The organism is Mycobacterium shunyiense (assembly GCF_058270035.1).
In genome coordinates this window covers 75,709-101,773 of sequence record NZ_JBZDPT010000007.1, presented here as the reverse complement: position 1 = coordinate 101,773, position 26,065 = coordinate 75,709, and the positions used below count along the sequence as shown (strand labels likewise).

General features: G+C 66.6%; 29 protein-coding genes. 19 read left to right on the top strand and 10 right to left on the bottom strand.

The window, feature by feature from the left end; all coding sequences use genetic code 11:
* Nucleotides 1-69: 69 nt before the first annotated feature.
* From AC4ELS_RS06980 to AC4ELS_RS06935, 10 genes are all read left to right on the top strand, one after another.
* Nucleotides 70-1,053 carry a Rossmann-like and DUF2520 domain-containing protein gene (locus AC4ELS_RS06980; protein WP_499046517.1) on the top strand — a complete coding sequence of 328 codons (984 nt, stop codon included), beginning with the start codon at nucleotides 70-72 and terminating at the stop codon, nucleotides 1,051-1,053.
* Nucleotides 1,050-1,994, top strand: coding sequence for a pantoate--beta-alanine ligase (gene panC / locus AC4ELS_RS06975; protein ID WP_064958134.1), 945 nt, complete (start codon nucleotides 1,050-1,052; stop codon nucleotides 1,992-1,994). The genes AC4ELS_RS06980 and panC overlap by 4 nt, the downstream gene beginning before the upstream one ends.
* Nucleotides 1,994-2,410 (top strand): aspartate 1-decarboxylase, encoded by a 417-nt coding sequence (gene panD, locus AC4ELS_RS06970; protein WP_064883940.1) that lies wholly within the window; start codon nucleotides 1,994-1,996, stop codon nucleotides 2,408-2,410. The genes panC and panD overlap by 1 nt, the downstream gene beginning before the upstream one ends.
* The gene (locus AC4ELS_RS06965) at nucleotides 2,410-3,225 is read left to right on the top strand and encodes a type III pantothenate kinase (protein ID WP_064883937.1); all 816 of its coding nucleotides are present in this window, start codon (nucleotides 2,410-2,412) and stop codon (nucleotides 3,223-3,225) included. The genes panD and AC4ELS_RS06965 overlap by 1 nt, the downstream gene beginning before the upstream one ends.
* Before the next feature lie 134 nt (nucleotides 3,226-3,359).
* Nucleotides 3,360-4,883 carry a lysine--tRNA ligase gene (lysS, locus tag AC4ELS_RS06960; protein ID WP_463806264.1) on the top strand — a complete coding sequence of 508 codons (1,524 nt, stop codon included), beginning with the start codon at nucleotides 3,360-3,362 and terminating at the stop codon, nucleotides 4,881-4,883.
* A gap of 131 nt (nucleotides 4,884-5,014) precedes the next feature.
* Nucleotides 5,015-5,356: a histone-like nucleoid-structuring protein Lsr2 gene (gene lsr2 / locus AC4ELS_RS06955; RefSeq protein ID WP_036442478.1), complete on the top strand. Its 342-nt coding sequence runs from the start codon at nucleotides 5,015-5,017 to the stop codon at nucleotides 5,354-5,356.
* Between the two features lie 292 nt (nucleotides 5,357-5,648).
* Nucleotides 5,649-8,177, top strand: coding sequence for an ATP-dependent protease ATP-binding subunit ClpC (clpC1, locus tag AC4ELS_RS06950; protein ID WP_064958133.1), 2,529 nt, complete (start codon nucleotides 5,649-5,651; stop codon nucleotides 8,175-8,177).
* Between the two features lie 247 nt (nucleotides 8,178-8,424).
* Entirely contained in the window at nucleotides 8,425-8,640 is a 216-nt protein-coding gene (locus tag AC4ELS_RS06945; RefSeq protein ID WP_064883931.1) for a CbtB domain-containing protein, read from the top strand.
* A gap of 21 nt (nucleotides 8,641-8,661) precedes the next feature.
* A complete protein-coding gene (locus AC4ELS_RS06940; RefSeq protein ID WP_064883929.1) occupies nucleotides 8,662-9,426 on the top strand; it encodes a CbtA family protein in 765 nt (254 codons plus the stop codon).
* 16 nt (nucleotides 9,427-9,442) lie between these two features.
* Nucleotides 9,443-9,994, top strand: coding sequence for a histidine phosphatase family protein (locus AC4ELS_RS06935; RefSeq protein WP_064883927.1), 552 nt, complete (start codon nucleotides 9,443-9,445; stop codon nucleotides 9,992-9,994).
* A 33-nt stretch (nucleotides 9,995-10,027) separates the two neighbouring features.
* Here AC4ELS_RS06935 and AC4ELS_RS06930 read toward each other — a convergent pair whose 3' ends face one another.
* The 4 genes from AC4ELS_RS06930 to AC4ELS_RS06915 are packed head-to-tail and all read right to left on the bottom strand — an operon-like array spanning nucleotide 10,028 to nucleotide 13,669.
* Complete coding sequence (locus AC4ELS_RS06930) at nucleotides 10,028-10,540, bottom strand: hypothetical protein (RefSeq protein WP_448445430.1); 513 nt, start codon at nucleotides 10,538-10,540, stop codon at nucleotides 10,028-10,030.
* Nucleotides 10,537-11,994, bottom strand: coding sequence for a serine/threonine-protein kinase (locus AC4ELS_RS06925; RefSeq protein ID WP_499046513.1), 1,458 nt, complete (start codon nucleotides 11,992-11,994; stop codon nucleotides 10,537-10,539). The genes AC4ELS_RS06930 and AC4ELS_RS06925 overlap by 4 nt, the downstream gene beginning before the upstream one ends.
* Nucleotides 11,995-12,012: 18 nt before the next feature.
* Nucleotides 12,013-13,338 carry a serine hydrolase gene (locus AC4ELS_RS06920; protein ID WP_499046633.1) on the bottom strand — a complete coding sequence of 442 codons (1,326 nt, stop codon included), beginning with the start codon at nucleotides 13,336-13,338 and terminating at the stop codon, nucleotides 12,013-12,015.
* A gap of 13 nt (nucleotides 13,339-13,351) precedes the next feature.
* Nucleotides 13,352-13,669: an antibiotic biosynthesis monooxygenase family protein gene (locus tag AC4ELS_RS06915; protein WP_448445434.1), complete on the bottom strand. Its 318-nt coding sequence runs from the start codon at nucleotides 13,667-13,669 to the stop codon at nucleotides 13,352-13,354.
* Between the two features lie 39 nt (nucleotides 13,670-13,708).
* On the opposite strand from AC4ELS_RS06915, the gene AC4ELS_RS06910 reads away from it, so the two are divergent.
* Complete coding sequence (locus AC4ELS_RS06910) at nucleotides 13,709-14,470, top strand: alpha/beta fold hydrolase (protein ID WP_498887471.1); 762 nt, start codon at nucleotides 13,709-13,711, stop codon at nucleotides 14,468-14,470.
* Here the strand turns inward: AC4ELS_RS06910 and AC4ELS_RS06905 are convergent.
* On the bottom strand, nucleotides 14,453-14,683 hold the full coding sequence (locus AC4ELS_RS06905; protein ID WP_064883919.1) for a hypothetical protein: 231 nt from the start codon (nucleotides 14,681-14,683) through the stop codon (nucleotides 14,453-14,455). The genes AC4ELS_RS06910 and AC4ELS_RS06905 overlap by 18 nt on opposite strands.
* Nucleotides 14,684-14,754: 71 nt before the next feature.
* Between AC4ELS_RS06905 and AC4ELS_RS06900 the strand changes: the two genes are divergently transcribed.
* Nucleotides 14,755-15,726 (top strand): helix-turn-helix domain-containing protein, encoded by a 972-nt coding sequence (locus tag AC4ELS_RS06900; protein ID WP_064958127.1) that lies wholly within the window; start codon nucleotides 14,755-14,757, stop codon nucleotides 15,724-15,726.
* A 4-nt stretch (nucleotides 15,727-15,730) separates the two neighbouring features.
* Here the strand turns inward: AC4ELS_RS06900 and AC4ELS_RS06895 are convergent, their stop codons facing one another.
* A complete protein-coding gene (locus AC4ELS_RS06895; protein WP_064883915.1) occupies nucleotides 15,731-16,015 on the bottom strand; it encodes a hypothetical protein in 285 nt (94 codons plus the stop codon).
* Nucleotides 16,016-16,097: 82 nt separating this feature from the next.
* Nucleotides 16,098-16,970: an HhH-GPD family protein gene (locus AC4ELS_RS06890; protein WP_499046511.1), complete on the bottom strand. Its 873-nt coding sequence runs from the start codon at nucleotides 16,968-16,970 to the stop codon at nucleotides 16,098-16,100.
* 25 nt (nucleotides 16,971-16,995) lie between these two features.
* On the opposite strand from AC4ELS_RS06890, the gene AC4ELS_RS06885 reads away from it, so the two are divergent.
* Complete coding sequence (locus tag AC4ELS_RS06885) at nucleotides 16,996-17,616, top strand: carbonic anhydrase (protein ID WP_064958125.1); 621 nt, start codon at nucleotides 16,996-16,998, stop codon at nucleotides 17,614-17,616.
* A 73-nt stretch (nucleotides 17,617-17,689) separates the two neighbouring features.
* Nucleotides 17,690-18,460: a hypothetical protein gene (locus AC4ELS_RS06880; RefSeq protein ID WP_498887466.1), complete on the top strand. Its 771-nt coding sequence runs from the start codon at nucleotides 17,690-17,692 to the stop codon at nucleotides 18,458-18,460.
* Between the two features lies 1 nt (nucleotide 18,461).
* Here the strand turns inward: AC4ELS_RS06880 and disA are convergent, their stop codons facing one another.
* From disA to AC4ELS_RS06865, 3 genes are all read right to left on the bottom strand, one after another.
* A complete protein-coding gene (gene disA, locus AC4ELS_RS06875) occupies nucleotides 18,462-19,541 on the bottom strand; it encodes a DNA integrity scanning diadenylate cyclase DisA (protein ID WP_498887620.1) in 1,080 nt (359 codons plus the stop codon).
* Between the two features lie 60 nt (nucleotides 19,542-19,601).
* Nucleotides 19,602-21,008 (bottom strand): DNA repair protein RadA, encoded by a 1,407-nt coding sequence (radA, locus tag AC4ELS_RS06870; protein ID WP_498887464.1) that lies wholly within the window; start codon nucleotides 21,006-21,008, stop codon nucleotides 19,602-19,604.
* A 79-nt stretch (nucleotides 21,009-21,087) separates the two neighbouring features.
* Nucleotides 21,088-21,678, bottom strand: coding sequence for a copper chaperone PCu(A)C domain-containing protein (locus tag AC4ELS_RS06865; protein WP_064958123.1), 591 nt, complete (start codon nucleotides 21,676-21,678; stop codon nucleotides 21,088-21,090).
* A gap of 297 nt (nucleotides 21,679-21,975) precedes the next feature.
* Between AC4ELS_RS06865 and carD the strand changes: the two genes are divergently transcribed.
* Genes carD through rlmB form a run of 5 tightly spaced genes read left to right on the top strand, consistent with a single transcriptional unit; the run spans nucleotide 21,976 to nucleotide 26,022 of the window.
* Nucleotides 21,976-22,464 (top strand): RNA polymerase-binding transcription factor CarD, encoded by a 489-nt coding sequence (gene carD / locus AC4ELS_RS06860; protein WP_003882506.1) that lies wholly within the window; start codon nucleotides 21,976-21,978, stop codon nucleotides 22,462-22,464.
* A gap of 3 nt (nucleotides 22,465-22,467) precedes the next feature.
* Entirely contained in the window at nucleotides 22,468-23,151 is a 684-nt protein-coding gene (gene ispD, locus AC4ELS_RS06855; protein ID WP_236734798.1) for a 2-C-methyl-D-erythritol 4-phosphate cytidylyltransferase, read from the top strand.
* Nucleotides 23,145-23,621, top strand: coding sequence for a 2-C-methyl-D-erythritol 2,4-cyclodiphosphate synthase (gene ispF / locus AC4ELS_RS06850; RefSeq protein ID WP_448445448.1), 477 nt, complete (start codon nucleotides 23,145-23,147; stop codon nucleotides 23,619-23,621). The genes ispD and ispF overlap by 7 nt, the downstream gene beginning before the upstream one ends.
* A gap of 19 nt (nucleotides 23,622-23,640) precedes the next feature.
* A complete protein-coding gene (gene cysS, locus AC4ELS_RS06845; protein ID WP_448445450.1) occupies nucleotides 23,641-25,077 on the top strand; it encodes a cysteine--tRNA ligase in 1,437 nt (478 codons plus the stop codon).
* Nucleotides 25,078-26,022 (top strand): 23S rRNA (guanosine(2251)-2'-O)-methyltransferase RlmB, encoded by a 945-nt coding sequence (gene rlmB / locus AC4ELS_RS06840; RefSeq protein ID WP_064883901.1) that lies wholly within the window; start codon nucleotides 25,078-25,080, stop codon nucleotides 26,020-26,022.
* The last annotated feature ends 43 nt before the right edge of the window (nucleotides 26,023-26,065 follow it).

The following is a 26,065-nucleotide window of genomic DNA, read 5'->3' as shown; positions in this document are numbered from 1 at the left end:
GACGACCGTCCGGTACCCGCAACGCGGGACTGGAACGTAGAACTATTTCAACCTGTGAGGTCGTCTGCGATGCAGCAGCCCCCTGCGAACGGGTGGTCCCCGCCTGAGGGATTGCGTCCGGCCAGGCTCAGCGTCGGCGTCATTTCCGCTGGTCGGGTGGGCACAGCGCTGGGCTATGCGCTGGAACGCGTCGAACACGTGGTGGTGGCGTGCAGCGCGATATCCGAGGCGTCGCGGCTGCGCGCGCAGCGCCGGCTGCCCGAAACCTCCGTCCTGCCTGTTCCCGAGGTGGCCCAGCGGGCCGAACTGCTGCTGTTGACGGTCCCCGACTCTGAGCTGCCGTCTCTGGTGTCGGGTCTGGCCGCCACCGGTGCGGTACGGCCCGGCACGATCGTGGTGCACACCTCCGGTGCGAACGGGGTCACGGTGCTGGCCCCGTTGACCGAGCAGGGATGCATCCCGCTGGCCATCCATCCGGCGATGACCTTCACCGGCTCGGACGAGGACATCGCACGGCTGCCCGACACCTGCTTCGGGATCACCGCCGCCGATGAGGTGGGCTACGCGATCGGCCAGTCGCTGGTGCTCGAAATCGGTGGTGAGCCGTTCCGGGTGCCCGAGCACGCCAGAACGCAGTACCACGCGGCACTGGCGCATGCCAGCAACCACCTGGTCACGCTGGTGCTCGATGCGGTCGACGCCCTGCGGGCCGCGTTGCGCGGGCAGGAGCTGCTCGGTCAGGAACTCGTCGACGATGCCCCCGGTGGCCTGGCCGAACGTGTGGTGGGCCCGCTGGCCCGGGCCGCGCTGGACAACGCGATGCAACGCGGCCAGGCCGCGTTGACCGGACCCGTGGCACGCGGGGATGCCGCTGCGGTGACCGCACATCTGGAGGCGCTGCGCGCACTGGATCCTCAACTGGCCCAGGCATATCGGGCCGACTCACTGCGTACGGCCCAGCGTGCCCACGCGCCTGCGGGCGTGCTCGCAGCTCTCCGGGAGACGAGCCCGGAAACAGGTCCCGAAAACCGCCCTGAAACGAGTCACGGATGACCCCCAGCACCACGCCCAAGTTCGTCGCCGGCGAGCTGAACGTCTATTCGGCACCCGCCGACGTCGCAGCCGTCACCCGAGCCCTGCGCACCAGCGGGCGCCGGGTCACCCTCGTGCCCACCATGGGTGCATTACACGAAGGTCACCTGACTTTGATCCGGGCGGCCAAGCGCGTGCCCGGCGCGGTCGTCGTCGTGTCGATCTTCGTCAACCCGCTGCAGTTCGGGCCGGGCGAGGACCTCGACGCCTATCCGCGGACCCTCGATGAGGACCTGGCCGCGCTGCGTGCCGAAGGCGTCGAGATCGCTTTCACCCCAACGGGTTCGGACATGTATCCCAACGGTCCCCGCACCAGTGTGCAGCCCGGGGCGGCCGGAGATGAACTCGAAGGCGCGTCGCGCCAGGGGCACTTCGCCGGTGTGCTGACGGTCGTGCTCAAGCTGCTGCAGATCGTCCGGCCGGACCGGGCCTTCTTCGGCGAAAAGGACTACCAGCAACTGGCATTGATCCGGCAGATGGTCACCGATCTCAACGTCGACGTACAGATCGTCGGGGTGCCCATCGTCCGGGAATCCGACGGACTGGCGATGTCGTCGCGCAACCGGTACCTCGATGCCGACGAGCGGGAACAGGCCGGTGCGTTGTCGGCGGCCCTGCTGGCCGGCAAGTATGCGGCGGCGGGCGGGGCATCGGCGGCGGTCGATGCGGCGCGGGCGGTCCTCGACGAGGTGCCCGCCATCGACGTCGACTATCTGGAGGTGCGTGACCCGATGCTGGGCCCCGCGCCGAGTGAAGGCCAGGCCCGGCTGCTGGTGGCCGCCCGACTGGGCCGAACTCGACTGCTGGACAACATCTCTGTCGACATCGGAGCGTCGGCGGGAATCGACGGACATCCTCGCGTCGGCGACGGCGAGAGTCACGAACTGCCCTGGAGGAACTGATGCAGCGCACCATGCTGAAATCGAAGATTCACCGCGCCACGGTGACGCAGGCCGACCTGCACTACGTCGGCTCGGTGACCATCGACGCCGACCTGATGGAGGCGGCCGACCTGCTCGAAGGCGAGCAGGTGACGATCGTCGACATCGACAACGGTGCCCGCCTGGTCACGTACGCCATCACCGGCGAGCGTGGCACCGGGGTGATCGGGATCAACGGTGCCGCAGCGCATCTCATCCACCCGGGCGATCTGGTCATCCTGATCGCCTACGGCGTGATGGAGGATGCCGAGGCCCGCGCCTATCGGCCGCGGATCGTGTTCGTCGACGCCGACAACAAGCAGGTCGACCTCGGTGAGCACGGCCACGATCCGGCCTACGTTCCCGAGGACGTGTCCGAACTGATGTCGCCGCGCTGATGCTGCTCGCCATCGATGTCCGCAACACCCACACCATCGTCGGGCTGATCTCCGGTTCAGGGGATCACGCGAAAGTGGTGCAGCAGTGGCGGATCCGGACCGAGTCCGAGGTGACTGCCGACGAGTTGGCGCTCACCCTCGACGGCCTGATCGGTGACGACTCCGAGCATCTGACCGGGGCCGCCGGACTGTCGACGGTGCCGTCGGTGCTGCATGAGGTGCGCCTGATGCTCGAGCAGTATTGGCCGACGGTGCCGCACGTGCTGATCGAACCCGGTGTGCGGACGGGTATCCCGCTGTTGGTCGACAACCCCAAGGAAGTCGGCGCGGACCGGATCGTGAACTGCCTTGCCGCCTATCACAAGTACGGCACGGCGGCGATCATCGTCGATTTCGGCTCGTCGATCTGTGTCGACGTGGTGTCGGCCAAGGGAGAGTTCCTGGGTGGGGCGATCGCGCCCGGTGTTCAGGTGTCCTCCGATGCGGCCGCGGCCCGCTCGGCGGCACTGCGGCGGGTCGAGCTGACCCGTCCGCGTTCGGTGATCGGCAAGAACACTGTCGAGTGCATGCAGGCCGGCGCGGTTTTCGGGTTCGCCGGACTGGTCGACGGGCTGGTCCACCGGATCCGCGAGGATGTCGACGGATTCGCCGGCGACGACGTCGCGGTGGTGGCCACCGGCTACACCGCGCCGCTGGTGCTGCCGGACCTGCGCACAGTCGAGCACTACGACCGCCACCTCACACTCGACGGCCTGCGGTTGGTGTTCGAGCGCAACCGCGACAGCCAGCGCGGCCGGCTCAAGCCCGCCAGGTGAGCAGAACCAATTCGCCTTTGTTGTGAGGTTGTGCACACCGGGGCGGCAGTCTGTCCCCGTCAGAGTGCGGATAGCCCCTGCCGGCTCGTCGGCGTGCAATTGTGCGTTCGCGTGTTCATTTAAGCTGGCATTTTGTGAGCCCAGCCGATCGCGACGACGCGTCCCAGTCCCAGGCCGACCTTCCCGAGCAGTTCCGGATTCGTCAGGCCAAGCGGGAACGGCTGCTGGCCGAGGGGCGCGAACCCTATCCGGTGACCGTTCCGCGTACCCACACTCTTGCTGAACTGCGCAGCGCCTATCCGGACCTGACCGCCGACACCCAGACCGGCGTGACGGTCGGTGTCTCGGGCCGGGTGGTGTTCGCGCGCAATTCCGGAAAGTTGTGCTTCGCGACGCTGCAGGAGGGTGACGGTACGCAGCTGCAGGCGATGATCAGCCTGGCCCAGGTGGGCCAGGAGTCACTGGATGCCTGGAAGGCCGATGTGGACCTCGGCGACATCGTGTTCGTTCACGGCGAGGTGATCAGCTCGAAGCGCGGCGAACTCTCGGTGCTGGCCGACTCGTGGCAGATCGCGGCCAAGGCCCTGCGCCCCCTGCCCGTTGCTCATAAAGAGATGAGCGAAGAAGCGCGGGTCCGTCAGCGCTATGTCGATCTGATCGTGCGTCCCGAGGCGCGCAGCATCGCGCGTCAGCGGGTGGCGGTGGTGCGGGCAGTGCGGTCGGCACTGGAACGCCGGGACTTCCTTGAGGTCGAGACGCCCATGCTGCAGACGCTGGCCGGCGGGGCGGCGGCCCGCCCGTTCATTACGCACTCGAATGCGCTCGATGTGGATCTGTACCTGCGTATCGCGCCGGAACTGTTCCTCAAGCGGTGCATCGTCGGCGGATTTGACCGGGTTTTCGAGTTGAATCGGAACTTCCGTAACGAAGGTGTTGATTCCACGCACTCGCCGGAATTCTCGATGTTGGAGACATATCAGGCCTACGGTGACTACAACGATTCCGCAGTAGTCACCCGGGAACTTATTCAAGAAGTTGCCGACGAGGCGATCGGAACCCGTCAAGTGCCATTGCCTGATGGCACTATCTACGATCTGGACGGGCAATGGGACACGTTGGAAATGTATCCTTCGTTGTCCGAGGCTCTGGGTGAGGAGATCACACCGGAGACTTCAGTGGAGTACTTGTGGTCTATTGCCGACCGGCTCGAGGTGGAGATTCCGCGTGACCGCGGCTACGGACACGGGAAATTGGTCGAGGAACTCTGGGAACACACCGTCGGTGAGAAGCTGTGGGCCCCGACGTTCGTCCGCGACTTCCCGGTCGAGACTTCGCCGTTGACCCGCGCCCACCGCAGCATTCCCGGGGTGACCGAGAAATGGGACCTGTACATACGGCGTTTCGAGCTCGCTACCGGATATTCCGAACTCATCGACCCGGTAATCCAGCGGGAACGATTCGAGGCCCAGGCGCGTGCGGCCGCCGCCGGTGATGATGAAGCAATGGTTCTCGACGACGATTTCCTTGCCGCATTGGAGTACGCGATGCCGCCGACCACGGGTACCGGAATGGGTATCGATCGCTTGTTGATGGCGTTGACGGGGTTGTCTATTCGAGAGACGGTTTTGTTCCCGATTGTTCGTCGTCACAGTAACTGAGTCACACAACTGAACTGCCCTGACCGACCCGTTGTTGGAAATGTGCGTGTTTTGTGGCACATTGGGGCGCGGGTGCAGGATACTCAGGCGTAAGTCACCAATGCGTAGGCAGAAGGGTTCGGTGCGGGGTAATGGCTAAGAAAGTGACCGTCACGTTGGTCGACGATTTCGACGGCGAAGCCACCGCCGATGAGACGGTCGAATTCGGGCTCGACGGTGTCACCTACGAGATCGACCTTTCCTCGAAAAACGCGACCAAGCTCCGAAACGATCTGAAGCAGTGGGTGGAGGCCGGCCGCCGGGTCGGCGGGCGTCGGCGTGGACGGGCGGCAGGCCCGGCCCGTGGCCGCGGTGCCATCGATCGCGAGCAGAGCGCCGCCATCCGCGAATGGGCCCGTCGGAACGGCCACAACGTATCGACGCGCGGCCGCATCCCCGCCGATGTCATCGACGCATTCCACGCCGCAACATAGACGACCGCAACGTAACCGATAGTTGCCAGCTCCGGACCGGTGAGAATTCCCGGTCCGGAGTTTTTCGCTAGTGGCGAACCCGAATCGAGCGGTTTGCGGAAACGAATCGTCTACCGGCAGCGTTGCTCATCTGCAGCACTCGATGTGGACAGCTTGTCCTGGGTCCAACCTCCGCACCCGGGACGGCCGCCCATTAGAGTGGACGGTAGGTACTACGTGCGGGCTACGAGAAAACCGATATAACGAAGCCGTACGCGGGTATCGCTACGCGATGGAGAGCAGGTAACCACCGATGTTTGAGAGATTTACCGACCGTGCCCGCAGGGTCGTCGTCCTGGCGCAAGAAGAAGCCCGGATGCTCAACCACAACTACATCGGGACCGAGCACATCCTGTTGGGTCTTATTCACGAGGGCGAGGGCGTAGCCGCCAAGTCGCTGGAGTCGTTGGGCATCTCGCTGGAAGGCGTGCGCAGCCAGGTCGAGGAGATCATCGGCCAGGGGCAGCAGGCACCGTCCGGTCACATCCCCTTCACGCCGCGCGCCAAGAAGGTGCTCGAGCTGTCCCTGCGTGAGGCGCTGCAGCTCGGCCACAACTACATCGGTACCGAGCACATTCTGCTCGGCCTGATCCGTGAGGGCGAGGGCGTCGCCGCGCAGGTGCTGGTCAAGCTCGGCGCCGAGCTGACGCGCGTGCGCCAGCAGGTCATCCAGCTGCTGAGCGGCTACCAGGGCAAGGAAGCCGCCGAGGCCGGTACCGGTGGCCGTGGTGGCGAGTCGGGCAACCCGTCGACCTCTCTGGTCCTCGATCAGTTCGGCCGCAACCTCACCGCCGCCGCGATGGAGGGCAAGCTCGATCCGGTCATCGGCCGTGAGAAGGAAATCGAGCGGGTCATGCAGGTGCTGAGCCGCCGCACCAAGAACAACCCGGTGCTGATCGGCGAGCCCGGCGTCGGCAAGACCGCCGTGGTCGAGGGTCTGGCACAGGCCATCGTGCACGGCGAGGTCCCCGAGACGCTCAAGGACAAGCAGCTCTACACCCTCGACCTGGGGTCGCTGGTGGCCGGCAGCCGCTACCGCGGTGACTTCGAAGAGCGCCTGAAGAAGGTGCTCAAGGAGATCAACACCCGCGGCGACATCATCCTGTTCATCGACGAGCTGCACACGCTCGTCGGTGCGGGTGCCGCCGAGGGCGCGATCGACGCGGCCTCGATCCTGAAGCCGAAGCTGGCCCGTGGCGAGCTGCAGACCATCGGTGCCACCACCCTCGACGAGTACCGCAAGTACATCGAGAAGGACGCCGCCCTGGAGCGCCGGTTCCAGCCGGTCCAGGTGGGTGAGCCGACGGTCGAGCACACCATCGAGATCCTCAAGGGTCTGCGTGACCGCTACGAGGCGCACCACCGCGTCTCGATCACCGACGGTGCGCTGGTGGCCGCGGCCACCCTGGCCGACCGCTACATCAACGACCGGTTCCTGCCGGACAAGGCGATCGACTTGATCGACGAGGCCGGCGCCCGGATGCGTATCCGCCGGATGACCGCTCCGCCAGACCTGCGCGAGTTCGACGAGAAGATCGCCGACGCCCGCCGGGAGAAGGAGTCCGCGATCGACGCGCAGGACTTCGAGAAGGCCGCGAGCCTGCGCGATCGGGAGAAGACCCTGGTCGCTCAGCGCGGTGAGCGTGAGAAGCAGTGGCGCTCAGGCGATCTCGACGTTGTCGCCGAGGTCGATGACGAGCAGATCGCCGAGGTGCTCGGCAACTGGACCGGCATCCCCGTGTTCAAGCTGACCGAGGCCGAGACCACGCGCCTGCTGCGCATGGAGGACGAGCTGCACAAGCGGATCATCGGCCAGGAAGACGCCGTCAAGGCTGTCTCCAAGGCGATCCGCCGTACCCGTGCCGGTCTGAAGGACCCGAAGCGCCCGTCCGGTTCGTTCATCTTCGCCGGCCCGTCCGGTGTCGGTAAGACCGAGCTGTCCAAGGCGCTGGCCAACTTCCTGTTCGGCGACGACGACGCGCTCATCCAGATCGACATGGGCGAGTTCCACGACCGCTTCACCGCGTCGCGGCTGTTCGGTGCCCCTCCGGGCTACGTCGGCTACGAAGAGGGCGGCCAGCTCACCGAGAAGGTGCGCCGTAAGCCGTTCTCGGTCGTGCTGTTCGACGAGATCGAGAAGGCCCACCAGGAGATCTACAACAGCCTGTTGCAGGTTCTGGAAGACGGCCGTCTCACCGACGGTCAGGGCCGCACGGTCGACTTCAAGAACACGGTGCTGATCTTCACCTCCAACCTGGGAACCTCCGACATCAGCAAGGCTGTCGGGCTGGGCTTCTCCCAAGGCGGCGGGGAGAACAACTACGAGCGGATGAAGCAGAAGGTCAACGACGAGCTCAAGAAGCACTTCCGGCCTGAGTTCCTCAACCGCATCGATGACATCATCGTGTTCCACCAGCTGACGCAGGACGAGATCATCCAGATGGTCGACCTGATGATCGGCCGGGTCGGAAACCAGCTCAAGGCCAAGGACATGGCCATGGAGCTGACCGACAAGGCCAAGGCCCTGCTGGCCAAGCGCGGTTTCGATCCGGTGCTCGGTGCCCGCCCGCTGCGGCGCACCATCCAGCGCGAGATCGAGGACCAGCTCTCCGAGAAGATCCTGTTCGAGGAGCTCGGCCCCGGCCAGTTGGTGACGGTCGATGTCGAGGGCTGGGACGGCGAAGGTGCCGGGGAGGACGCGAAGTTCACGTTCTCCGGTGCGCCCAAGGCAGCCGGCTCCGACGGCCCGGATCTGGCCAAGGCCGCAGCGACGGCCGAATAGTCGCCTCCGGCGACGAAGCGCAACAAGGTCCAAGACGAAGAATGCCCCCGCCGCAATTGGCGGGGGCATTTTTCATGCCGATTTCATACCTGCCGTAGGGAGAACTCCTGCGCGGTAGTTAGGATGCTGCTGTAATCGACAGGCAAAGGAACTTGGTGAGAATCCAAGACGGCCGCGCCACTGTAAAAGTCAGACCCTGACCTGTCATGACACGGACTGGGACGCGAATTCCCGGAAAGGCACGTAGATGACTTCCACTGACGCACGCAAGGTCCATGCCCGGCCGATCGACCTGTCGGCGACCAAGGCGGTGCTCTGGCTGACCCTGTCGGCGTTCGTCGCCCTGCTGGCCCTCTACTTCGTCGGCATGGATCAGGGTGCGACGTCCGTGTTCGGCAACAACACCTACGTGCACGAGTTCGTGCACGATGCCCGCCACCTGCTCGGTTTCCCCTGCCACTGACGCAGCGGAGATACCGGACAAATGGAAAGACAACTCATCGGGCGCGGCATCCTGGCCGGCGCCCTAGCAGGCGTGCTCGCCTTCCTCTGGGCCAAGCTGCTGATCGAACCGGTCATCGGCCGAGCCATCGACTTCGAGAACGGTGTCGGCGCGGCACATGAGGCCGCCGAACACGCACACGGTGCGGGCGGGCATTCCCACGGCGGCGAAGGCGCCGAGGTGTTCACCCGCGGCGTGCAGTCGAACATCGGGATGGGTCTTGGTGTTCTGATCTTCAGCGTCGCGATGGGCGCGCTGCTGGCCGTCGTGTTCTGCGTAGTGTATGGCCGGATCAACCTCTCGGCGCGGGCAGTGGCGGCGCTGACCGCCGGCGGCATGCTGGTCTCGCTGTGGATCGTCCCCGCGCTCAAGTACCCGCCCAACCCGCCGGCGGTGAGCCTCGACGAGACGATCAAGCAGCGGACCCTCCTGTACGTGCTGTTGGTCGTGCTCTCGGCGGCGCTGTTCGTGGGCTCGATCCTGCTGACGCGTCGGCTCACGCCGAAGCTGGGGGTGTGGAATGCCAGCCTGGTCGGCGTCGCCGACTACGTGGTGTCGATGGCCGTGGTGTTCCTGATCCTGCCGGGCATCCATGAGACGCCGTCGACGTTCCCCGCCGATGACCTCTACGAGTTCCGGCTGTATTCGCTGGGCACCCAGGTGGTGATCTGGGTGACGATCGGACTGGTGTTCGGTGCCCTGGCAGCGAAGGTGCTGGACGAGAAGAAGCAGTCCGTCAGCGCGTGACTTTCGGTGATTCTCGATGAGTGAGGTCGTCCGGCTGTCGTTGGTGTCGCATGCGATGACCGACGCCATGGCGGCCGGACGATTCCCCAACGACGAACCGCTGAACCAGTTGGGCCATCGGCAGGCCGATGCGACCGTCGACCTCGGCGTCGTCGACGCGGCCTACTGCGCGCCGGAGAAACGGGCCCGGCAGACCGCGGAACTCCTCGGTCTGCCGGCGGCGGTCGAACCCCAGTTGGCCGATCTGGACTTCGGGAGTTGGCGCGGGACCGTTCTGAGCGGTGTCCAGCCTGCGGACCTGGCGGTCTGGCTGACCGACCCGACTCGGGCACCACACGGCGGCGAGTCGGTGGTCGGTCTCGTCCAACGGGTGCACGGCTGGATGGACAGCCTGGCCTCGGCGCGGGGACGGCTGGTGGCCGTCACCCACCCCGCGGTGATCCGCGCGGCCATCCTGGTTGCATTGGATGCACCACCGAAATCGTTCTGGCGCATCGACATCGCGCCGATGAGCCGCACCGTCATGAATTTCCGCGGCCAGGCCTGGACGCTGCGCAACACCGGATGACCGGGCTGCGCAGTAATCCGGTTGCCGGTCAGGTCACTGGGGGTCGAAACTGTCGATGCGCCATTGTCCGTCGACCTTCTTCATGCCCACCCGCACCGCGCTCTGACTGGTGGAGGGGTCCGGGTTGTCCGCGCTGGTGGTGACTTGATTGACGAACACCAAAGCTGCTGCCGTGTCGGGGTTGTCGATGGAGATGACGCCGGACTGCACAACGGTTGCCGTGGTGTTGACGTGCTTCTGCTGCGCGGCGGGGATGACGGACGTTTCCGTGAAGTTCTTGTAGTAGTCGGCGAAGTCGCCGGTGGTGACGGCGAGAGCCGCGGCCACGTCCTGCTCGACGGTGTCGGAGGAGTAGGACAGGATCTTCGTGGTGCTGGTCGCCGCGGCGTCGGTGACGGCCTGTCGTAGATCGGCCTGATCCGCGAGCGCAACCGGTGCCGGGCGACTCTTCACGATCAGCTGAATACCGCCGAACACAGCGAGCGCCGCGATACCAACGGCCAACGCGGCGTTGATGATCCACAGAGCAGTCTGGCGGCCGGTCACGATGCGAACTCGACATTCGAGGCCTTGAAGGCACCGTCGACTTTCTCGACGGTGACGATCAGCCGCCAATTTCGGGGAGCCTGGTCGCCCCCGGAGTCGTTCTTGGGCTGAGCCGTCGCCGCGATGAGAACAACGGCGCTGTCGTCGTGGTAGTCGATGGACTTGAGTGCCACCGACTTGGTGCTCGCAGTCGTCGTCACGCCGGTGGCTTTCAACGTCTGGACGAAAGTGTCACGCGTTTTCGCGAACTGGTCGTGGAACTTTCCGGTCGCGTTGTCCAGGATCCAGCCGACGTCGGCCTCACTTGTCTGCGCACTGATGGACATCATCCGTTCGGTGAACCCCTGGGCGAAGTCGGCATACGGCTTCCACTGCGTCGAGGCAGCAGCCTGAGGTGTGGGACGCGACCATTGCCAGGCGGTGAATCCGCCCGCGCCGGCGAGCAACACGAGAAGCACCAGCATGACCGCCACCGCTGCAGCTGTCCCGCGAGGTGATGCCGCCGGGGCGCCGAACCCTGTTGGGATTCCGGTGGGGACGGCGAAGTGTGTCGGTGCCGCAGCCTGCGACGCGACCGCCGCAGGCATCGTCATCTGATGATGGATCGACTCCGGCGCAGCGAATGCGGCACCGGTGAGTGCCTGCGCAAAATCTGAGCACTTCGGATAGCGGTCGGCGGGGGACTTGGCCAACGCTCGCGCGAAAACGGGGTCCAGTCGGGCCAGCTCCGGCCGGAACTGGGACAAGGGAGGCGGTGCCGCGCTGAGGTGTTTGCCGATCACCACCGCAGGATTGGTGTCGACGAACGGCGGTGCGCCCGCCAAGAGGTGAAACACCGTGGCCGCCAGGGCATATTGGTCGGTCCGGCCGTCGAGCTGCGCGCCCAGCAACTGCTCGGGGGCGGCGTAGGCCACGGTGCCCACCGTGGTGTTGGTTGCGGTCAGTCCGCTGATGTCCCCGGTGCGGCGGGCGATGCCGAAATCGGCGAGCAGGATGCGTTGATCGGCGTGGTCGCTCTCACCGAGCAGAATGTTGGCGGGCTTGACGTCGCGGTGCAACATCCCGTGGCCGTGCGCGTAGTCCAAGGCTGAGGCGACCGCGGTGGCGATCGCCGTCACCTGGACCAGCGGCAGACCCCTGGGATGCGCCCGCGCCAGATTCGCGGCATCCTGGCCGCGAACGTAATCCATCGAGATCCACAGTTGGCCGTCGGCCTCGCCGCGGTCGTGCAGGGCAACGATGTTGGGATGCCACAAGCTCGAAGCCAGTTCGGCTTCTCGGGTGAACCGGTCGCGGTAGCCGGGATCTTGGGAGGCGCTGGCCGGGAGAATCTTCAGGGCCTCGTGGCGCGGCAGGCGCGGGTGCTCGACCAGATAAACCTCGCCCATCCCGCCCGAGCCCAGCGGCTGCACCACTGTGAACCCCGCGAAATTCGACCCCGTCTGCAGCGGCATGCAGCGGATCGTACCGAGCTAGCCCACGGGCGCCATGGCGAATGCCCGCTTGGCAATCTGCAACAACCAGCCCGCTGCCGTCGGGCTACGGAACTTCGGCCAGTTCAGCTGAAAACTGAACACCCACGGCTGCCCGGTGTAGTCGACTGCGTACCAGCTGAACGTCAGATCGCCGGGCAGGTTGCCGCCCTTGGCGCCGATGTACTTCCACTTGTCGGGATCCGGATCGATTCCGGGTAGGGCGGAGAGGATGTCCTTCACCGGCGCGGCTGCACCGTAGGCCGAGGCCTGCAGCGCAGCATGTACCCGGCAGATGTCGGCCGCACTGGCGAACCACTCCAGCCCGTCGTTGGATGCGGGAGTGTGGGTGCGGTACGGATCCGGTTCGTAGGGACGGGCATTGGTCTGCTGGAGCAGCGCGACCCGATCGGCGGGAGAGGCGGTCTTCCACTGGTCGCGGAGATTCGGTTCGCCCCAACCGACCGAGAACACCTCGTGCATGGTCGGGAACGGGGTCATGCTGGCCGGATCGTGGTGTCCCGCGGTCACCAGGGCGTGTTCCACCGCGGCCGGGCCCATCCGGCCGATCAGCAGATCGGTGGCCATGTTGTCGCTGGCCGAGATCATCTGTTGGGCGGCCGTCCGCACCGTGATCTGAGCGCCGGGGGGAAGTTTGTCCAGCCCGGCTGAGCCGAGCTTCTTGCCTTCCTTGGTGATCGTGAGGTGATCGTCCCAACTGAGCGTGCCGGCCTTGACTGCGTCCGAAACCGCAAGCAGTACATACAGTTTGAAGATCGAAGCCAGGGGTAGTGACATGTCGGTGTTGGTGCCGGCGACCTGCTCGCACTTCCCGTTGTTCACTTTGGACACCCGGTAGGAGTAACGCGCGCCGGACTTGGTCAGCTCGGTGTCGATGTCGGACCACTGTTCGATCTTCGGCGGCACCAGGGTGACGTCGAAGCGGTCGACCAGGCCGGCGTCGTTGGTCCGCAGTGCGATGTCCTGGGCCACGTTGTAGGACGTCAGCACATGCAACGTCGCCTGTGTGGCACCGATGTCCACCGAGGTGACCTTGAACGGTCGATCCCACCAGATCGAGTCCATCTTGGTGCCCACCAGATCGACCTTTTCGGGGGCGGCCAGCGTGCGCACGCCGATGGGGCCGATCGGCCAGTCGGAGTTGAGCATGTCCATGGTCTGCTTGGCCCGCAGGCCAGGCGGCGTGATGGTGTCGATGTGCGCGCCGTAGGACACTTCTGCCGCAGGCGCGACGTTGGGCGAACAGCCACAAGCCAGGGCCGCGGCGACCGCCGTGATGGCCGTCAGGCCAACCGTGCGGCGCAGCGTCCGGCCGCGGCTACGCCTGGGCAGCGGGCCCTGCAACGTCCAGCACAACCTCGAACTCCAGCAGTGACGCGCCGGTCGCGACCGGGTTGGCGTGCTCGCCCTTGTGTGCCTCGGCGGCGCGGCCCGTGGCCCATGCCTGGAAGGCTTCCTCGGTCTCCCACTGCGTCACCACGAAGTAGCGGTCTTCGCCCTTGACCGGACGCAGCAGTTGGAAGCCCAGGAATCCGGGCTCGTTGTCGACGGAGTGTGCGCGATTGGCGAAGCGCTTCTCCAGTTCGGGGCCGGCGTTGGGCGGGACCTCGATGGCGTTGATCTTCACGACGGGCATGGTGTTCAGGCTACCGTGGCTGCCCGGCAAGATAACGGGATGGTCACAGATCTACTCACCCACCGAGGAGGGCGCGGCGAGCCCATCGTGCTGGTACACGGCCTGATGGGCCGCGGCAGCACCTGGTCACGCCAATTGCCGTGGTTGACCGGGTTGGGTGAGGTCTACACGTACGACGCTCCGTGGCACCGCGGGCGCGATGTGGTCGATCCTCATCCGATCAGCACCGAGCGTTTCGTCGCGGATCTCGGTGATGCCGTGGCGGTCCTCGGGCGGCCGGTGATGATGGTGGGGCACTCCATGGGCGCGTTGCATTCGTGGTGTCTGGCCGCGGCCCGGCCGGAACTGGTCAAGGCAGTGGTGGTCGAGGACATGGCCCCCGATTTCCGTGGCCGCACCACCGGGCCGTGGGAGCCGTGGGTGCATGCGCTCCCGGTCGAGTTCGCCTCGGCGCAAGAGGTTTACGACGAGTTCGGACCCGTCGCAGGTCAGTACTTTCTCGAGGCTTTCGACCGGACGGCCACCGGCTGGCGGCTGCACGGGTACCCGCAGTGGTGGCTGGACATCGCCGCCCAGTGGGGAACGCGGGACTACTGGCAGCAGTGGCGGGAAGTAAAGGTGCCGACGTTGCTGATGGAGGCGGAGAATTCGGTGGCGCCGCCGGGGCAGATGCGTCAGATGGCCGAAACCGGCCAGGGCGCAAGGTATCTGTACGTTCCCGGCGCGGGTCATCTGATCCATGACGATGCACCCGAGGTGTACCGAGACGCCGTGACCGGCTTCCTAACGACGCTCGCCTAGGGCCCCAGCGCTCGGCCACGACGGCTGGTGCTCGAAGCGGCTGCGGATCGCATCGAGGTCGTGGCCCGCGCGGTAGGTCTCGTAGTCGGGCTGGTTGAGGTCGAACAGATCCAGGCGGAAGCGCAGGACATTGCTGCGCCGTGCTGCCCAGCTCACCGCGGCGGCGACCGCGAAGGGTGAGATCAGGATGATCAGGGCAAGTGCAACAGTCATGGCAGTAATTGTTGTGAGGAATATATACCGCCAACAGTGGCAGCGCTGACACCTTACGATAAAATGCTGCCATGCTGAGAAGCGTCTCCACGCTGGTGCTCGACGGCCTGGCGGTATTCGAGTTCGGGGTCATCTGCGAGGTCTTCGGGATCGATCGGTCCGGCGACGGGGTGCCGAACTTCGACTTCAAGGTGTGCGGGCCCGAGGCGGGCAAGCCGCTACGGACATCCGTCGGCGCCACGCTGACGCCGGAATACGGCCTGGAGGCACTTCAAGGTGCCGACCTGGTTGCGATCCCCGCGATCGGCGGCTCGGATTACCTGCCCGAGGCGCTGGAGGCCGTGCGTGCCGCGGCCGACGCGGGATCGATCATCCTGACCGTGTGCTCGGGTGCTTTCCTGGCCGGCGCCGCGGGCCTGCTGGACGGCAGGCCGTGCACCACGCACTGGATGCACGCCGATGAGCTGGCGCGCAGGTATCCGACCGCGCGGGTGGATCGCAACGTGCTGTTCGTCGACGACGGCAATCTGATCACCAGCGCGGGGACCGCAGCGGGTATCGATGCCTGTCTGCATCTTGTTCGCCGCGAGCTCGGTAGTGAGGTGACCAACAAGATCGCCCGGCGCATGGTCGTGCCGCCGCAGCGCGATGGCGGGCAGCGCCAGTTCATCGATCAGCCGATTCCGGTGAGGTGTTCGGAAAGCTTTGCACCGCACCTGGATTGGATCATGGGTAATCTGGACAAGCCGCATACCGTGACGACGCTGGCCAGACGGTCCGCGATGTCCACCCGCACCTTCGCCCGCAGGTTCGTCGAGGAGACCGGCACCACGCCGATGCAGTGGATCACCGATCAGCGGGTGCTGTACGCGCGGCGGCTGCTCGAAGAGTCCGATCTGGATATCGACAGGATCGCCGGGCAGGCCGGGTTCGGCACCGCGACGTTGCTGCGCCATCACTTCCGTCGGGTGATCGGGGTGACACCGTCCGACTATCGACGCCAATTCTCCTGCAGTGCAGACGAAGACGCCGTCACGGCGTGAGGTATCAGCCGTCGGGCTGGCACGACACGTTGACGTAGACGGTCGTGTGCTGGGACGGGTCGATCCGGTATCCGTTGTCGTCGATGTTGGAGTCGGCCAGTCCGTGCACCCCGGTGACCCGGCAGTTCGACAGGCCCGTGTTGGCGTTGGAGTTCACCTGCACGTGATAGCCCCGGCTCTCCAGATCGCGCACGGTGTCGGAAGCCGAACCCGTGCCCGACGGTGCGGCGGTGGCCGGTGCCGCCAGGCCGAGGGCGAGGCCCAGGCCCATCGCCGTACACGCAAACATCGCTGAGATTTTGCTTGACATAGATCCGTTCTATGTGAAGCGAAGCCCCAATGGTGTGCTGCGGCAGGTATTCATGCTGACCTCATGTATTTCCACCTTCGCCGGCGAGAGCGAAGAGTCCGTCGTCGGTCTGCTCCACCAGACCGTCCACCAGCAATGAGTCCAGTGCGCGGTCTCGTTGGGCGGTGTCGGTGAGCCAGGCCACGTCGAGTTGAGCCCGGGTCACCGGAGAACTGCTGGCGCGCAAGACATCCAGCAGCTTGCCGCGCACCTGGCGGTCGGTTCCGGCGTAACGCTGCACGCGCTTGGTGACTGTTCCGGAGGGGTAACCCGCAGCGCGCCAACGACATCGGCTCAACGGACAGCCGCCGCACTGCGGCGCGCGTGCGGTGCACACCACCGCGCCCAATTCCATCAGGGCGGCCGAGAAGACCGGTGCTGTCTCGTCGGGTGGCAGCAGTGCGGCCACGTCGTCCAGGTCGCGGGCTCGAGCGGGTGCGTCCGCCTGACCGTGGAGCACCCGTGTGACCACCCGGCGCACATTGGTGTCGACCACCGGGACGCCGGCCGAATACGCGAAGCAAGCGACGGCGCGGGCCGTATAGGCGCCGACGCCGGGCAGGGTCAGCAGCGTCTCGACGTCGCTGGGTACCTCGTCGTCGTATTCGCCCGCGATCACCACCGCACACTCGTGCAGACGCTTGGCCCGCCGCGGATAACCCAGCTTGCCCCAGGCGCGCAGCACCTCGGCCGACCCGGCGGCTGCGGTGGCCGACGGCGTGGGCCACCGTTCGATCCAGGCCAGCCAGATGGGCTCTACCCGCGACACCGGCGTCTGCTGCAGCATGAATTCACTGACCAAGATCTGCCAGGCGGTGACACCCGGCCGGCGCCAGGGAAGGTCACGCTGGGCGGATTCATACCAACCTACTAATTCGCCCGGGTCGATGCTCATCGGCGGCTCATGCAGAATGACTGATATGCCCAACTCGAACCCTGTGTCCGCATGGAAAGCACTCAAGGACGGTAACGCCCGCTTCGTCGCCGGCGAACCGCAGCATCCCAGCCAGGACATCGCGCGCCGGGCCAGCCTGGCTCACGGGCAGAAGCCGACTGCCGTCGTGTTCGGCTGTGGTGACAGCCGCGTCGCCGCTGAGCTGCTGTTCGACCAGGGCCTGGGCGACATGTTCGTGGTGCGTACCGCGGGCCACGTGCTGGACAACGCGGTGCTGGGTTCGATCGAATACGCGGTGTCGATCCTGAACGTGCCGCTGATCGTGGTCCTGGGGCACGACAGCTGCGGCGCGGTGAAGGCTGCCATCAACGCCCTCGACGAGGGGCAGGTGCCCGGCGGTTACGTGCGCGACATCGTCGAGCGCGTGACCCCGTCGATCCTGATGGGCCGCCATTCCGGTCTGACCCGCGTCGACGAGTTCGAGGCCTTCCACGTCAAGGAGACGGTCAACCAGCTGCAGATGCGGTCGGCCGCGATCTCCAACGGTCTCGCCGCGGGCACCCAGGCCATTGTCGGCGCGACGTATCACCTGTCCGACGGACACGTGGAACTGCGCAGCCATCTGGGCAACATCGGCGAAGCCTGAGAATTTCGCTGGCGCCCCGACACGCCGGGGCGCCTCGGGCAACTGGGTATGACCTGGGCTTACCGTGAAAGCCGTGTTGGATCTCGAACCTCATGGGCCACTGCCCTCGCAGATTTACTGGCGGCGCCGGGCGCTGGCCATCGGAATCGCGGTAGTCGTCGTGGGGATCATCGCCGCGATCGTCGCGGTGATCGTGACCAGCAGCTCCGGAGCCGAGACCAAGTCTGCCGACGAACCCACTGCCGCCGCTGCTCCGCCCACGCCGCTGCCGGGCGAGAATCCCGAGGTCAAGACCCCGGTGGTGCCTCCGGCTCAGCACGCGCCGCCGCCGACCGTCACACCAACGGCCGCAGTCACGCCGCCACCCTTGCTCAAGGAGGGCGACGACTGCCCGGATTCCACACTGGCGGTCAAGGGCATCACGAGCCAGCCCCAGTACGTCGTGGGCGAGCAGCCGAAGTTCACCATGGTCGTCACCAACATCGGCCTGGTGGCCTGCAAGCGTGACGTCGGTGCCGCGGTGCTGGCCGCCTACGTGTACGCGCTGGACAACAACCGGCTCTGGTCCAACCTGGACTGCGCTCCGTCCAACGAGACGCTGGTGAAGACGTTCAACCCGGGGGAGCAGGTGACCACCGAGGTCACCTGGACGGGTATGGGATCGGCGCCGCAGTGCCCGATGCCGCGTCAGCCGATCGGACCGGGCACCTACAACCTGATGGTGCAGCTGGGCAATCTCAGATCGGCTCCGGTGCCGTTCATCCTGGCCCAACCCAATCCGCAGCTGCCCGGGCCGCCCGCCGAGGGCGTACCGCCGGCTGACCCGGCCGCACCGGGTAACTGACTCAGGCCAGCCGGTCGGCGATCGTCGACTCGGCCAGCAGCGACAGACCCTCGCGGATGTGCCGCGCCCACATCGACCCGATGCCGTCCACCGACTGAAGGTCGTCGGCACTGGCTGCCAGCAGGCCTTGCAGTGAGCCGAACGAGCGGACGAGCAGATCGACGTGGGCGAACTGCAGTCGCGGGATGCCGGCCATCGCGCGGTAGCCGCGCGAGCTCATCGCCGAGTCCTGTGCCTCAGAGGTCGACGGGTACCCGAAAACCCTTGCCAGCGTAGTGAAGTCGAGCAGCTCACTGTCGGTCAGCGCGTCGAGCTCATCGAGGGTCGCGCCCACTTGCGCGGCCGTCGGCGGGTCCGGCAGAGCGTGGTAGTCCCGCACGATCAGCTCGCGTGCGGCCTCGTTGTCGCCGACGAGTTCGTCGAGCTGCAGTTTGAGCTGGCGCCCGTCGGTGCCGAGTTCGACGACGTCGGCGTCGATCTCCAGGCTGATCCGGCGCACCATCTCCAGCCGCTGCACCACGGTCATGACGTCACGCAGTGTCACGAAGTCCTCGATCTCGGCGGTGGACAGCTGCTTGCTGACCTCGTCGAGCCGACCCTTGTAGCGCTCCAGTGTGTTGATGGTCTGGTTGGCCCGCGACAGGATCGTCGCGGAGTCGGGCACCACATGGCGCTCACCGGCGACATACACCGTCACGATGCTCATCGAATGGCTCACCGAGATCACCGGATATCCGGTCTGGATCGCGGTGCGCTCGGCCGAGCGGTGCCGGGTACCGGATTCGTCGGTGGGGATCGACGGGTCCGGCACCAGCTGCACGTTGGCCCGCACGATGCGGCCCCCGTCGCTAGACAGCACCACCGCGCCGTCCATCTTGGACAACTCGCGCAGGCGGGTAGGTGCGTAGCGCACGTCCAGGGCGAACCCGCCGTCGCAGATGGCCTCCACGCTGTCGTCGTAGCCGAGCACGATCAGCGCGCCCGTCTTGCCGCGCAGGATGCGTTCCAGCCCGTCGCGCAGCGGCGTTCCGGGCGCCAGCCGGCCGAGGGTTTCCCGTAGCGTCGGCCGCGCCAGATGCACGACGGTGCGGCTGGTGCGAGCACCGGAGTTCACGGCCATCAATTCTCCTAGGGTCGGCCGCTATTGTCCGCGATGTTCCTGATTGCTGGCAATTGCGATCTCCCTGAGTGCCCGCAGGGCTGCCCCGATGTGGTCGACGGTGATGACGCGCAGTCCAGCGGGTGCGCTGGTGACCCCGGGCGGGACGACGGCAATCGTGAAACCCAGCCGGGCGGCCTCGGCCAGTCTGCGGTCCATGCCGGTGACCCGGCGCAGATCGCCGACGAGTCCGACCTCGCCGATCACCACCGCATTCATCGGCAGTGCGATGTCGAGATAGGCCGAGGTGATGGCCAATGCCACGGCCAGGTCCGAGGACGGATCGGTCAGCCGCATGCCGCCGACGGTGGACACGTACAGGTCGTGGCCGCCGATCGGCAGCGCGCAGCGGGTCTGGAGCACCGCGCTGATCATCGCGGCGCGGGCGGAGTCGATACCGCTGACCGCGCGCCGCGGCGGGCCCACCGGTTGTACGGCCAGCGCCTGCACCTCACCGATCATCGGGCGCTTGCCGTCCAGGGTGACGGTGACGGCGGTGCCGGGAACTGCCGCCGGGCGTTGGTCGAGGAACAGCCCGGACGGATCGCTGACACACTCGATTCCGTTGTCGTGCATCTGAAAACAGCCGACCTCGTCGGCGGCGCCGAACCGGTTCTTGACCCCACGAACCATGCGCAGGTTCGACGTGTGATCACCTTCGAAATGCAGTACCACGTCGACCAGATGCTCAAGGGAACGCGGGCCTGCGATGGCGCCGTCCTTGGTCACGTGCCCGACCAGGATCATGGCCACCGCCGGGTCTCCGACCGCGGTTTTGGCGTAGCCGGTCAGCGCTGTGGTCACCGCTCGCACCTGGGTCACCCCACCGGTCACGCCGTCGGCTTCGGTGGTGGACATGGTCTGCACCGAATCGACGATCACCAGGCTGGGCTTGACCTCATCGATGTGGCCGAGCGCGATCTGGAGGTCGGATTCGCCTGCGAGATAGACGTTGTCGTGGGTGCAGCCGGTGCGTTCGGCGCGCAGCCGGATCTGGCCCGCGGATTCCTCGCCGGACAGGTAGAGGGCGCGGCGGCCGGTGTGGGCCCAGCGGTTGGCCACCTCGAGGAGGAGTGTGGACTTGCCGACACCGGGTTCCCCGGCCAGCAACGTGACCGAACCGGCCACCAGGCCGCCGCCGAGAACCCGGTCCAGTTCGGTGACTCCGGTCGCGTAATGCCGGGTGATACCGGGGTCGATCGACGTGATCGGAACCGCGGGCGACGTCGGTGCCACCGAACGGCGGACAGAGCTGCCCACCGACGCGAGTGTCGCTACTTCGTCGACCGTTCCCCACGTGCCGCAATTGGCGCAGCGCCCCACCCATTTGGGCGTGGCGTGCTGACATTCCGAGCAGCGGTATTGCGAACGTATTTTCGAAGCGGCCACGCCGTGACAGTAACGGCAACCCCCGACATCAGCGGTTAGGCACGCGCCGGTCGGAGCCCGCGGTCAGCGGTGTGTCAGGTCAGTGATGCCCGCCGGCTTCGGCGCCGCCGGCGGCGGCTTCGCTCGGCTCTTCGCCGGCCGTGTTGCGCCGCGGTGCTTCGCCCGCCGAGATCGGCACGGCGACAGTGGTCTCGCCGTTCTCGAACTTGAAGGTGAAGTCGTAGAGCAGACCGTTGGTGACCGGCTTGGTCAGCGTGACCTTGGCGGTGACGGCGTCGGCGGCCTCGGTCTTCTCCAGCGGCTTGGTCTGGCCGTCGGGCTCGCCCACCACTAGGACGCCGCCTGCCGGGATGGTCTGATCCCCGGTCAGTGCCACGTCGCCGACGGGGGACTTGATCGAGACGAGCTTGTTGGCCTGCTCGTTAGATCCGTTGGCTGCGACGAACAGCAGCTCGGCCTCCGAGCCGGCCTCGACGTAGTCCTTCTGCTGCGGCGCGCGCAGGTGCACGTTGCGCAGCGCGATCGCGCCGGACTGTGCGTTGACGCCGTTGACGGCGGGCTCCTGGGTGGCCGTCTGGGAGACCTGGCCGGCGCTGCACCCGGTGAGAACGGCTGCGGTCAGGCCACATGCGGCCAGACCGGCCGAGGCACGCATTGCGAAGCGGTTCACTCAAGCCTCCTGAGCTGGGTCGGCGTACTTCGACTATGCACAGTAGTAGGTGGCATCGGCGGGCGGAATGCGAGGGCTTGGCAGACGCCCCGGAACGGGGTCCGGCCACGGCCGTCCCGGGCGCGCAACGCCTTTGCGCGGGCAGCCGTTTCAGGTACTCGGCAGGCCAGGTGGTTGCACGCTTTCGTCACCATGTCAACCCCTGTTCTTCACCTGCATGGCCCCTGACCTGCATAGTTGGTGCGCGTGTGATCTGGGCCCGTGTTAGGATGGACTAGCGAAAGGGGCTCGAATCAGATGATTTTTAAGGTCGGAGACACCGTCGTCTATCCACACCACGGTGCTGCGTTGATCGAGGCGATCGAAACCCGGACTATCAAAGGCGAGCAGAAGGAATATCTCGTCCTGAAGGTTTCCCAAGGGGATCTGACCGTTCGAGTACCCGCAGACAACGCTGAGTATGTCGGTGTCCGCGACGTCGTGGGCCAGGAAGGTCTCGACAAGGTTTTCCAGGTGTTGCGGGCTCCGCACACCGAAGAGCCGACCAACTGGTCGCGCCGCTACAAGGCCAATCTCGAGAAGCTGGCCTCCGGTGACGTGAACAAGGTTGCCGAGGTTGTCCGGGATCTGTGGCGTCGCGATCAGGAACGCGGTCTTTCCGCGGGTGAGAAGCGAATGCTGGCCAAGGCCCGGCAGATTCTGGTCGGTGAGCTCGCGCTGGCCGAGAACACGGATGACGCCAAGGCGGAGACCATCCTCGACGAGGTTCTGGCCGCCGCGTCCTGACGCGTGGTGGCAACAACTGTCGCGGTCGTCCCGGCCGCCGGCTCAGGTGAGCGGCTAGGCGCGGGCAGACCCAAAGCGTTCGTCAAACTGGGGGACAGACCCCTGTTGGAGCACGCCCTCGATGGGCTGTTGGCCTCAGGGGTGATCGACAAGGTCGTGGTCGCGGTTCCGCCCGCGCTCACGGATGAGGCCACCTTGGTTTTCGGGGGGCGTGCGCACATCGTGGCCGGGGGAGCCGATCGCACCGAATCGGTGGGACTGGCCTTAGATGCGGTAGCAGCCGCAGGCGAACCGGATTTCGTCCTCGTGCACGACGCCGCCCGGGCGTTGACTCCCCCTTCGCTCGTCGCCCGGATCGTCGCGGCACTGGCCGACGGCCACGCCGCCGTCGTTCCCGGTCTTCCGTTGGCCGACACCATCAAGGCCGTCGACGCCAACGGCACGGTGCTGGGTACGCCCGAGCGGGCCGGTCTGCGGGCCGTGCAGACCCCGCAGGGCTTCCGCGCCGATGTGTTGCGCCGGGCCTATCAACGTGCCGGTGCCGGTGTGGTCACCGATGACGCCTCGCTCGTCGAGCAGATCGGTACACCCGTGCAGATTGTCGAGGGCGATCCGATGGCCTTCAAGATCACGACTCCGCTGGATCTGCTGCTCGCCGAGGCCGTCATGGCGCGTGGCACGTGCTGATCCCCAGAGTCGGGCTGGGTACCGACGTCCATCCGATCGAGCCGGGCCGGCCGTGCTGGCTGCTGTGCCTGGAGTTCGAAGGCGCCGACGGCTGCGCCGGCCATTCCGACGGTGACGTCGCCGCGCACGCATTGTGTGACGCGCTGCTCAGTGCGGCGGGCCTCGGCGACCTCGGAGGGGTCTTCGGAACCGACCGGCCGGAATGGCGCGGAGTCACCGGCGCCGCCATGCTGCGCCACGTGCGTGGGCTGGTGCAGGAAGCGGGCTTCACGGTCGGCAACGCCACGGTGCAGGTCATCGGCAACCGGCCCAAGATCGGGCCGCGCCGTGAGGAGGCCCAGGAGCTGCTCTCCAGTCTGATCGGGGCTCCGGTGTCGGTCTCGGCGACCACGACCGACGGGCTCGGTCTGACCGGTCGGGGTGAAGGTTTGGCCGCGATAGCCAGCGCTTTGGTGGTTCCGGCGGAATAGGCCGGTAAGCTGGCACGTCGTGACCGATCGCGCTCAAGCTGTCGGGTCGGCAACAGAGACCGGCCTGCGGCTGTACGACACCATGGCGGGTGCCGTACGGGATTTCGTACCGCTGCGGCCGGGGCACGCTTCGATCTACCTGTGCGGTGCCACCGTTCAGGGCTTACCGCACATCGGTCATGTCCGTAGCGGAGTTGCGTTCGATGTGCTGCGCCGCTGGCTGACCGCCAATGGATACGACGTTGCGTTCATCCGCAACGTCACCGACATCGACGACAAGATCCTCAACAAGGCGGCCGATGCCGGCCGGCCGTGGTGGGAGTGGGCCGCGACCTACGAGCGGGCGTTCAGCGCCGCGTATGACGCGCTGGGTGTGCTTCCGCCGTCGGCTGAGCCGCGGGCCACCGGCCACATCACCCAGATGGTCGAGCTCATCGACCGGCTGATCGAGAAGGGGCACGCGTACGCCCAGGGCGGCGACGTGTACTTCGACGTCCAGAGCCAGTCCGACTACGGTGCGCTGTCCGGTCACCGGATCGACGATGTGCACCAGGGTGAGGGTGTGGCCACGGGCAAACGCGATCAGCGCGACTTCACGCTGTGGAAGGGCGCCAAGCCGGGCGAGCCGTCGTGGCCGACGCCCTGGGGCCGGGGACGTCCCGGCTGGCACACCGAGTGCGTCGCGATGTGCGAGGCCTACCTGGGCGAGGAATTCGACATCCATGCCGGCGGCATGGACCTGATCTTCCCGCACCACGAGAACGAGATCGCCCAGGCTCGGGCCGCGGGTGACGGCTTCGCCCGGTACTGGCTGCACAACGGCTGGGTCACCATGGGCGGCGAGAAGATGAGCAAGTCGCTGGGCAACGTGCTTTCGATTCCTGCTGTGCTGCAACGGGTTCGGGCTGCCGAGCTGCGCTACTACCTGGGTAGCGCCCATTATCGGTCCATGCTGGAGTTCTCCGAGAACGCGCTGCAGGACGCGGTGAAGGCCTACAGCGGCATCGAGGACTTCCTGCACCGGGTGCGCAACCGGGTCGGCGCGGTGGCCGTCGGCGACTGGACGCCCAAGTTCGCGGCCGCACTGAACGACGACCTCGCGGTGCCGATCGCACTGGCCGAGGTGCATGCGGCGCGGGCCGAGGGCAACCGTGCACTGGATGCCGGTGACCACGACGGCGCGATGGCGCAGGCCACCTCGATCCGCGCGATGATGGGGATCCTCGGCTGCGATCCGCTCGACGAGCGTTGGGAATCCCGCGACGAGACGTCGGCGGCGCTTGCCGCGGTGGACGAGCTGGTGCAGTGGGCGCTGGCCGGTCGGGCCGACGCCAGGGCCAATCGGGACTGGGCCGCGGCCGACGCCATCCGGGATCGACTCAAGGCGGCAGGTATCGAGGTCACCGACACCGCCGATGGTCCACAGTGGGCACTGGTGGACGGGAACGGAGCGTAGATGGCCGGGAATTCGCAGCGGCGCGGCGCAGTGCGCAAGCCGGGCACCAAGAAGGGGCCGACCGTCGGGTCCGGCGGCGTGCGTCGCCGCGGGCTCGAAGGCCGTGGCGCCACGCCGCGGGCCGATCAGCGCCCGCACCATCCGGCTGCCAAGAAGGCCGCCAAGGCGGCGCGTCAGGCACAGGGGCGGCACAAGAAGACCGACGACACCGAGTTGGTGCTCGGCCGCAACCCGGTGGTGGAGTGCCTGCGGGCCAAGGTCCCGGCCACCGCGCTGTACGTGGCGTTGGGCACCGAGGCCGACGAGCGTCTCACCGAATCGGTGCAGATCGCCGCGGACCGCGGTATCTCGATCCTCGAGGTGCAGCGCCACGATCTGGACCGGATGAGCTCCAACGGACTGCACCAGGGCCTGGCCCTGCAGGTGCCGCCGTACAACTACGCCCACCCCGACGATCTGCTGAAGGCGGCCCGGGACTCCGGGGAGCCCGCGCTGATGGTGGCACTGGACAACATTTCCGATCCCCGCAACCTGGGCGCCATCGTGCGTTCGGTGGCGGCGTTCGGTGGACAAGGCGTGGTGATCCCGCAGCGGCGGTCGGCTTCGGTGACCGCGGTGGCGTGGCGCACCAGTGCCGGGGCCGCGGCCCGTACTCCGGTGGCGCGGGCGACGAATCTGACTCGCACACTGAAGAGTTACGCCGACGCCGGTCTTCAGGTCGTCGGCCTCGATGCCGGCGGCGACACCACGCTGGACGAACTCGAGGGCACCGGGCCGATGGTCGTGGTGGTCGGCTCGGAGGGCAAGGGTCTGTCCCGGCTGGTCCGCGAGAACTGCGATGCGGTGGTGTCGATCCCGATGGCGGGGCCCACGGAGTCGCTGAACGCGTCGGTCGCGGCCGGTGTGGTGCTGGCCGAGATCGCCCGTCAGCGCCGAAGCCTCTGATTTGACGTTCATTCTGCGGCTACGGCGCAGAAGTGCGAGTGTG

Excerpts from the sequence above, each read along its gene's own strand:
- AC4ELS_RS06980 (WP_499046517.1), top strand. The coding sequence starts at position 70 with ATGCAGCAGCCCCCTGCGAACGGGTGGTCCCCGCCTGAGGGATTGCGT.
- panC (WP_064958134.1), top strand. The coding sequence starts at position 1,050 with ATGACCCCCAGCACCACGCCCAAGTTCGTCGCCGGCGAGCTGAACGTC.
- panD (WP_064883940.1), top strand. The coding sequence starts at position 1,994 with ATGCAGCGCACCATGCTGAAATCGAAGATTCACCGCGCCACGGTGACG.
- AC4ELS_RS06965 (WP_064883937.1), top strand. The coding sequence starts at position 2,410 with ATGCTGCTCGCCATCGATGTCCGCAACACCCACACCATCGTCGGGCTG.
- lsr2 (WP_036442478.1), top strand. The coding sequence starts at position 5,015 with ATGGCTAAGAAAGTGACCGTCACGTTGGTCGACGATTTCGACGGCGAA.
- clpC1 (WP_064958133.1), top strand. The coding sequence starts at position 5,649 with ATGTTTGAGAGATTTACCGACCGTGCCCGCAGGGTCGTCGTCCTGGCG.
- AC4ELS_RS06945 (WP_064883931.1), top strand. The coding sequence starts at position 8,425 with ATGACTTCCACTGACGCACGCAAGGTCCATGCCCGGCCGATCGACCTG.
- AC4ELS_RS06940 (WP_064883929.1), top strand. The coding sequence starts at position 8,662 with ATGGAAAGACAACTCATCGGGCGCGGCATCCTGGCCGGCGCCCTAGCA.
- AC4ELS_RS06935 (WP_064883927.1), top strand. The coding sequence starts at position 9,443 with ATGAGTGAGGTCGTCCGGCTGTCGTTGGTGTCGCATGCGATGACCGAC.
- AC4ELS_RS06925 (WP_499046513.1), bottom strand. The coding sequence starts at position 11,994 with ATGCCGCTGCAGACGGGGTCGAATTTCGCGGGGTTCACAGTGGTGCAG.
- AC4ELS_RS06915 (WP_448445434.1), bottom strand. The coding sequence starts at position 13,669 with ATGCCCGTCGTGAAGATCAACGCCATCGAGGTCCCGCCCAACGCCGGC.
- AC4ELS_RS06910 (WP_498887471.1), top strand. The coding sequence starts at position 13,709 with ATGGTCACAGATCTACTCACCCACCGAGGAGGGCGCGGCGAGCCCATC.
- AC4ELS_RS06905 (WP_064883919.1), bottom strand. The coding sequence starts at position 14,683 with ATGACTGTTGCACTTGCCCTGATCATCCTGATCTCACCCTTCGCGGTC.
- AC4ELS_RS06900 (WP_064958127.1), top strand. The coding sequence starts at position 14,755 with ATGCTGAGAAGCGTCTCCACGCTGGTGCTCGACGGCCTGGCGGTATTC.
- AC4ELS_RS06895 (WP_064883915.1), bottom strand. The coding sequence starts at position 16,015 with ATGTTTGCGTGTACGGCGATGGGCCTGGGCCTCGCCCTCGGCCTGGCG.
- AC4ELS_RS06890 (WP_499046511.1), bottom strand. The coding sequence starts at position 16,970 with ATGAGCATCGACCCGGGCGAATTAGTAGGTTGGTATGAATCCGCCCAG.
- AC4ELS_RS06885 (WP_064958125.1), top strand. The coding sequence starts at position 16,996 with ATGCCCAACTCGAACCCTGTGTCCGCATGGAAAGCACTCAAGGACGGT.
- carD (WP_003882506.1), top strand. The coding sequence starts at position 21,976 with ATGATTTTTAAGGTCGGAGACACCGTCGTCTATCCACACCACGGTGCT.
- rlmB (WP_064883901.1), top strand. The coding sequence starts at position 25,078 with ATGGCCGGGAATTCGCAGCGGCGCGGCGCAGTGCGCAAGCCGGGCACC.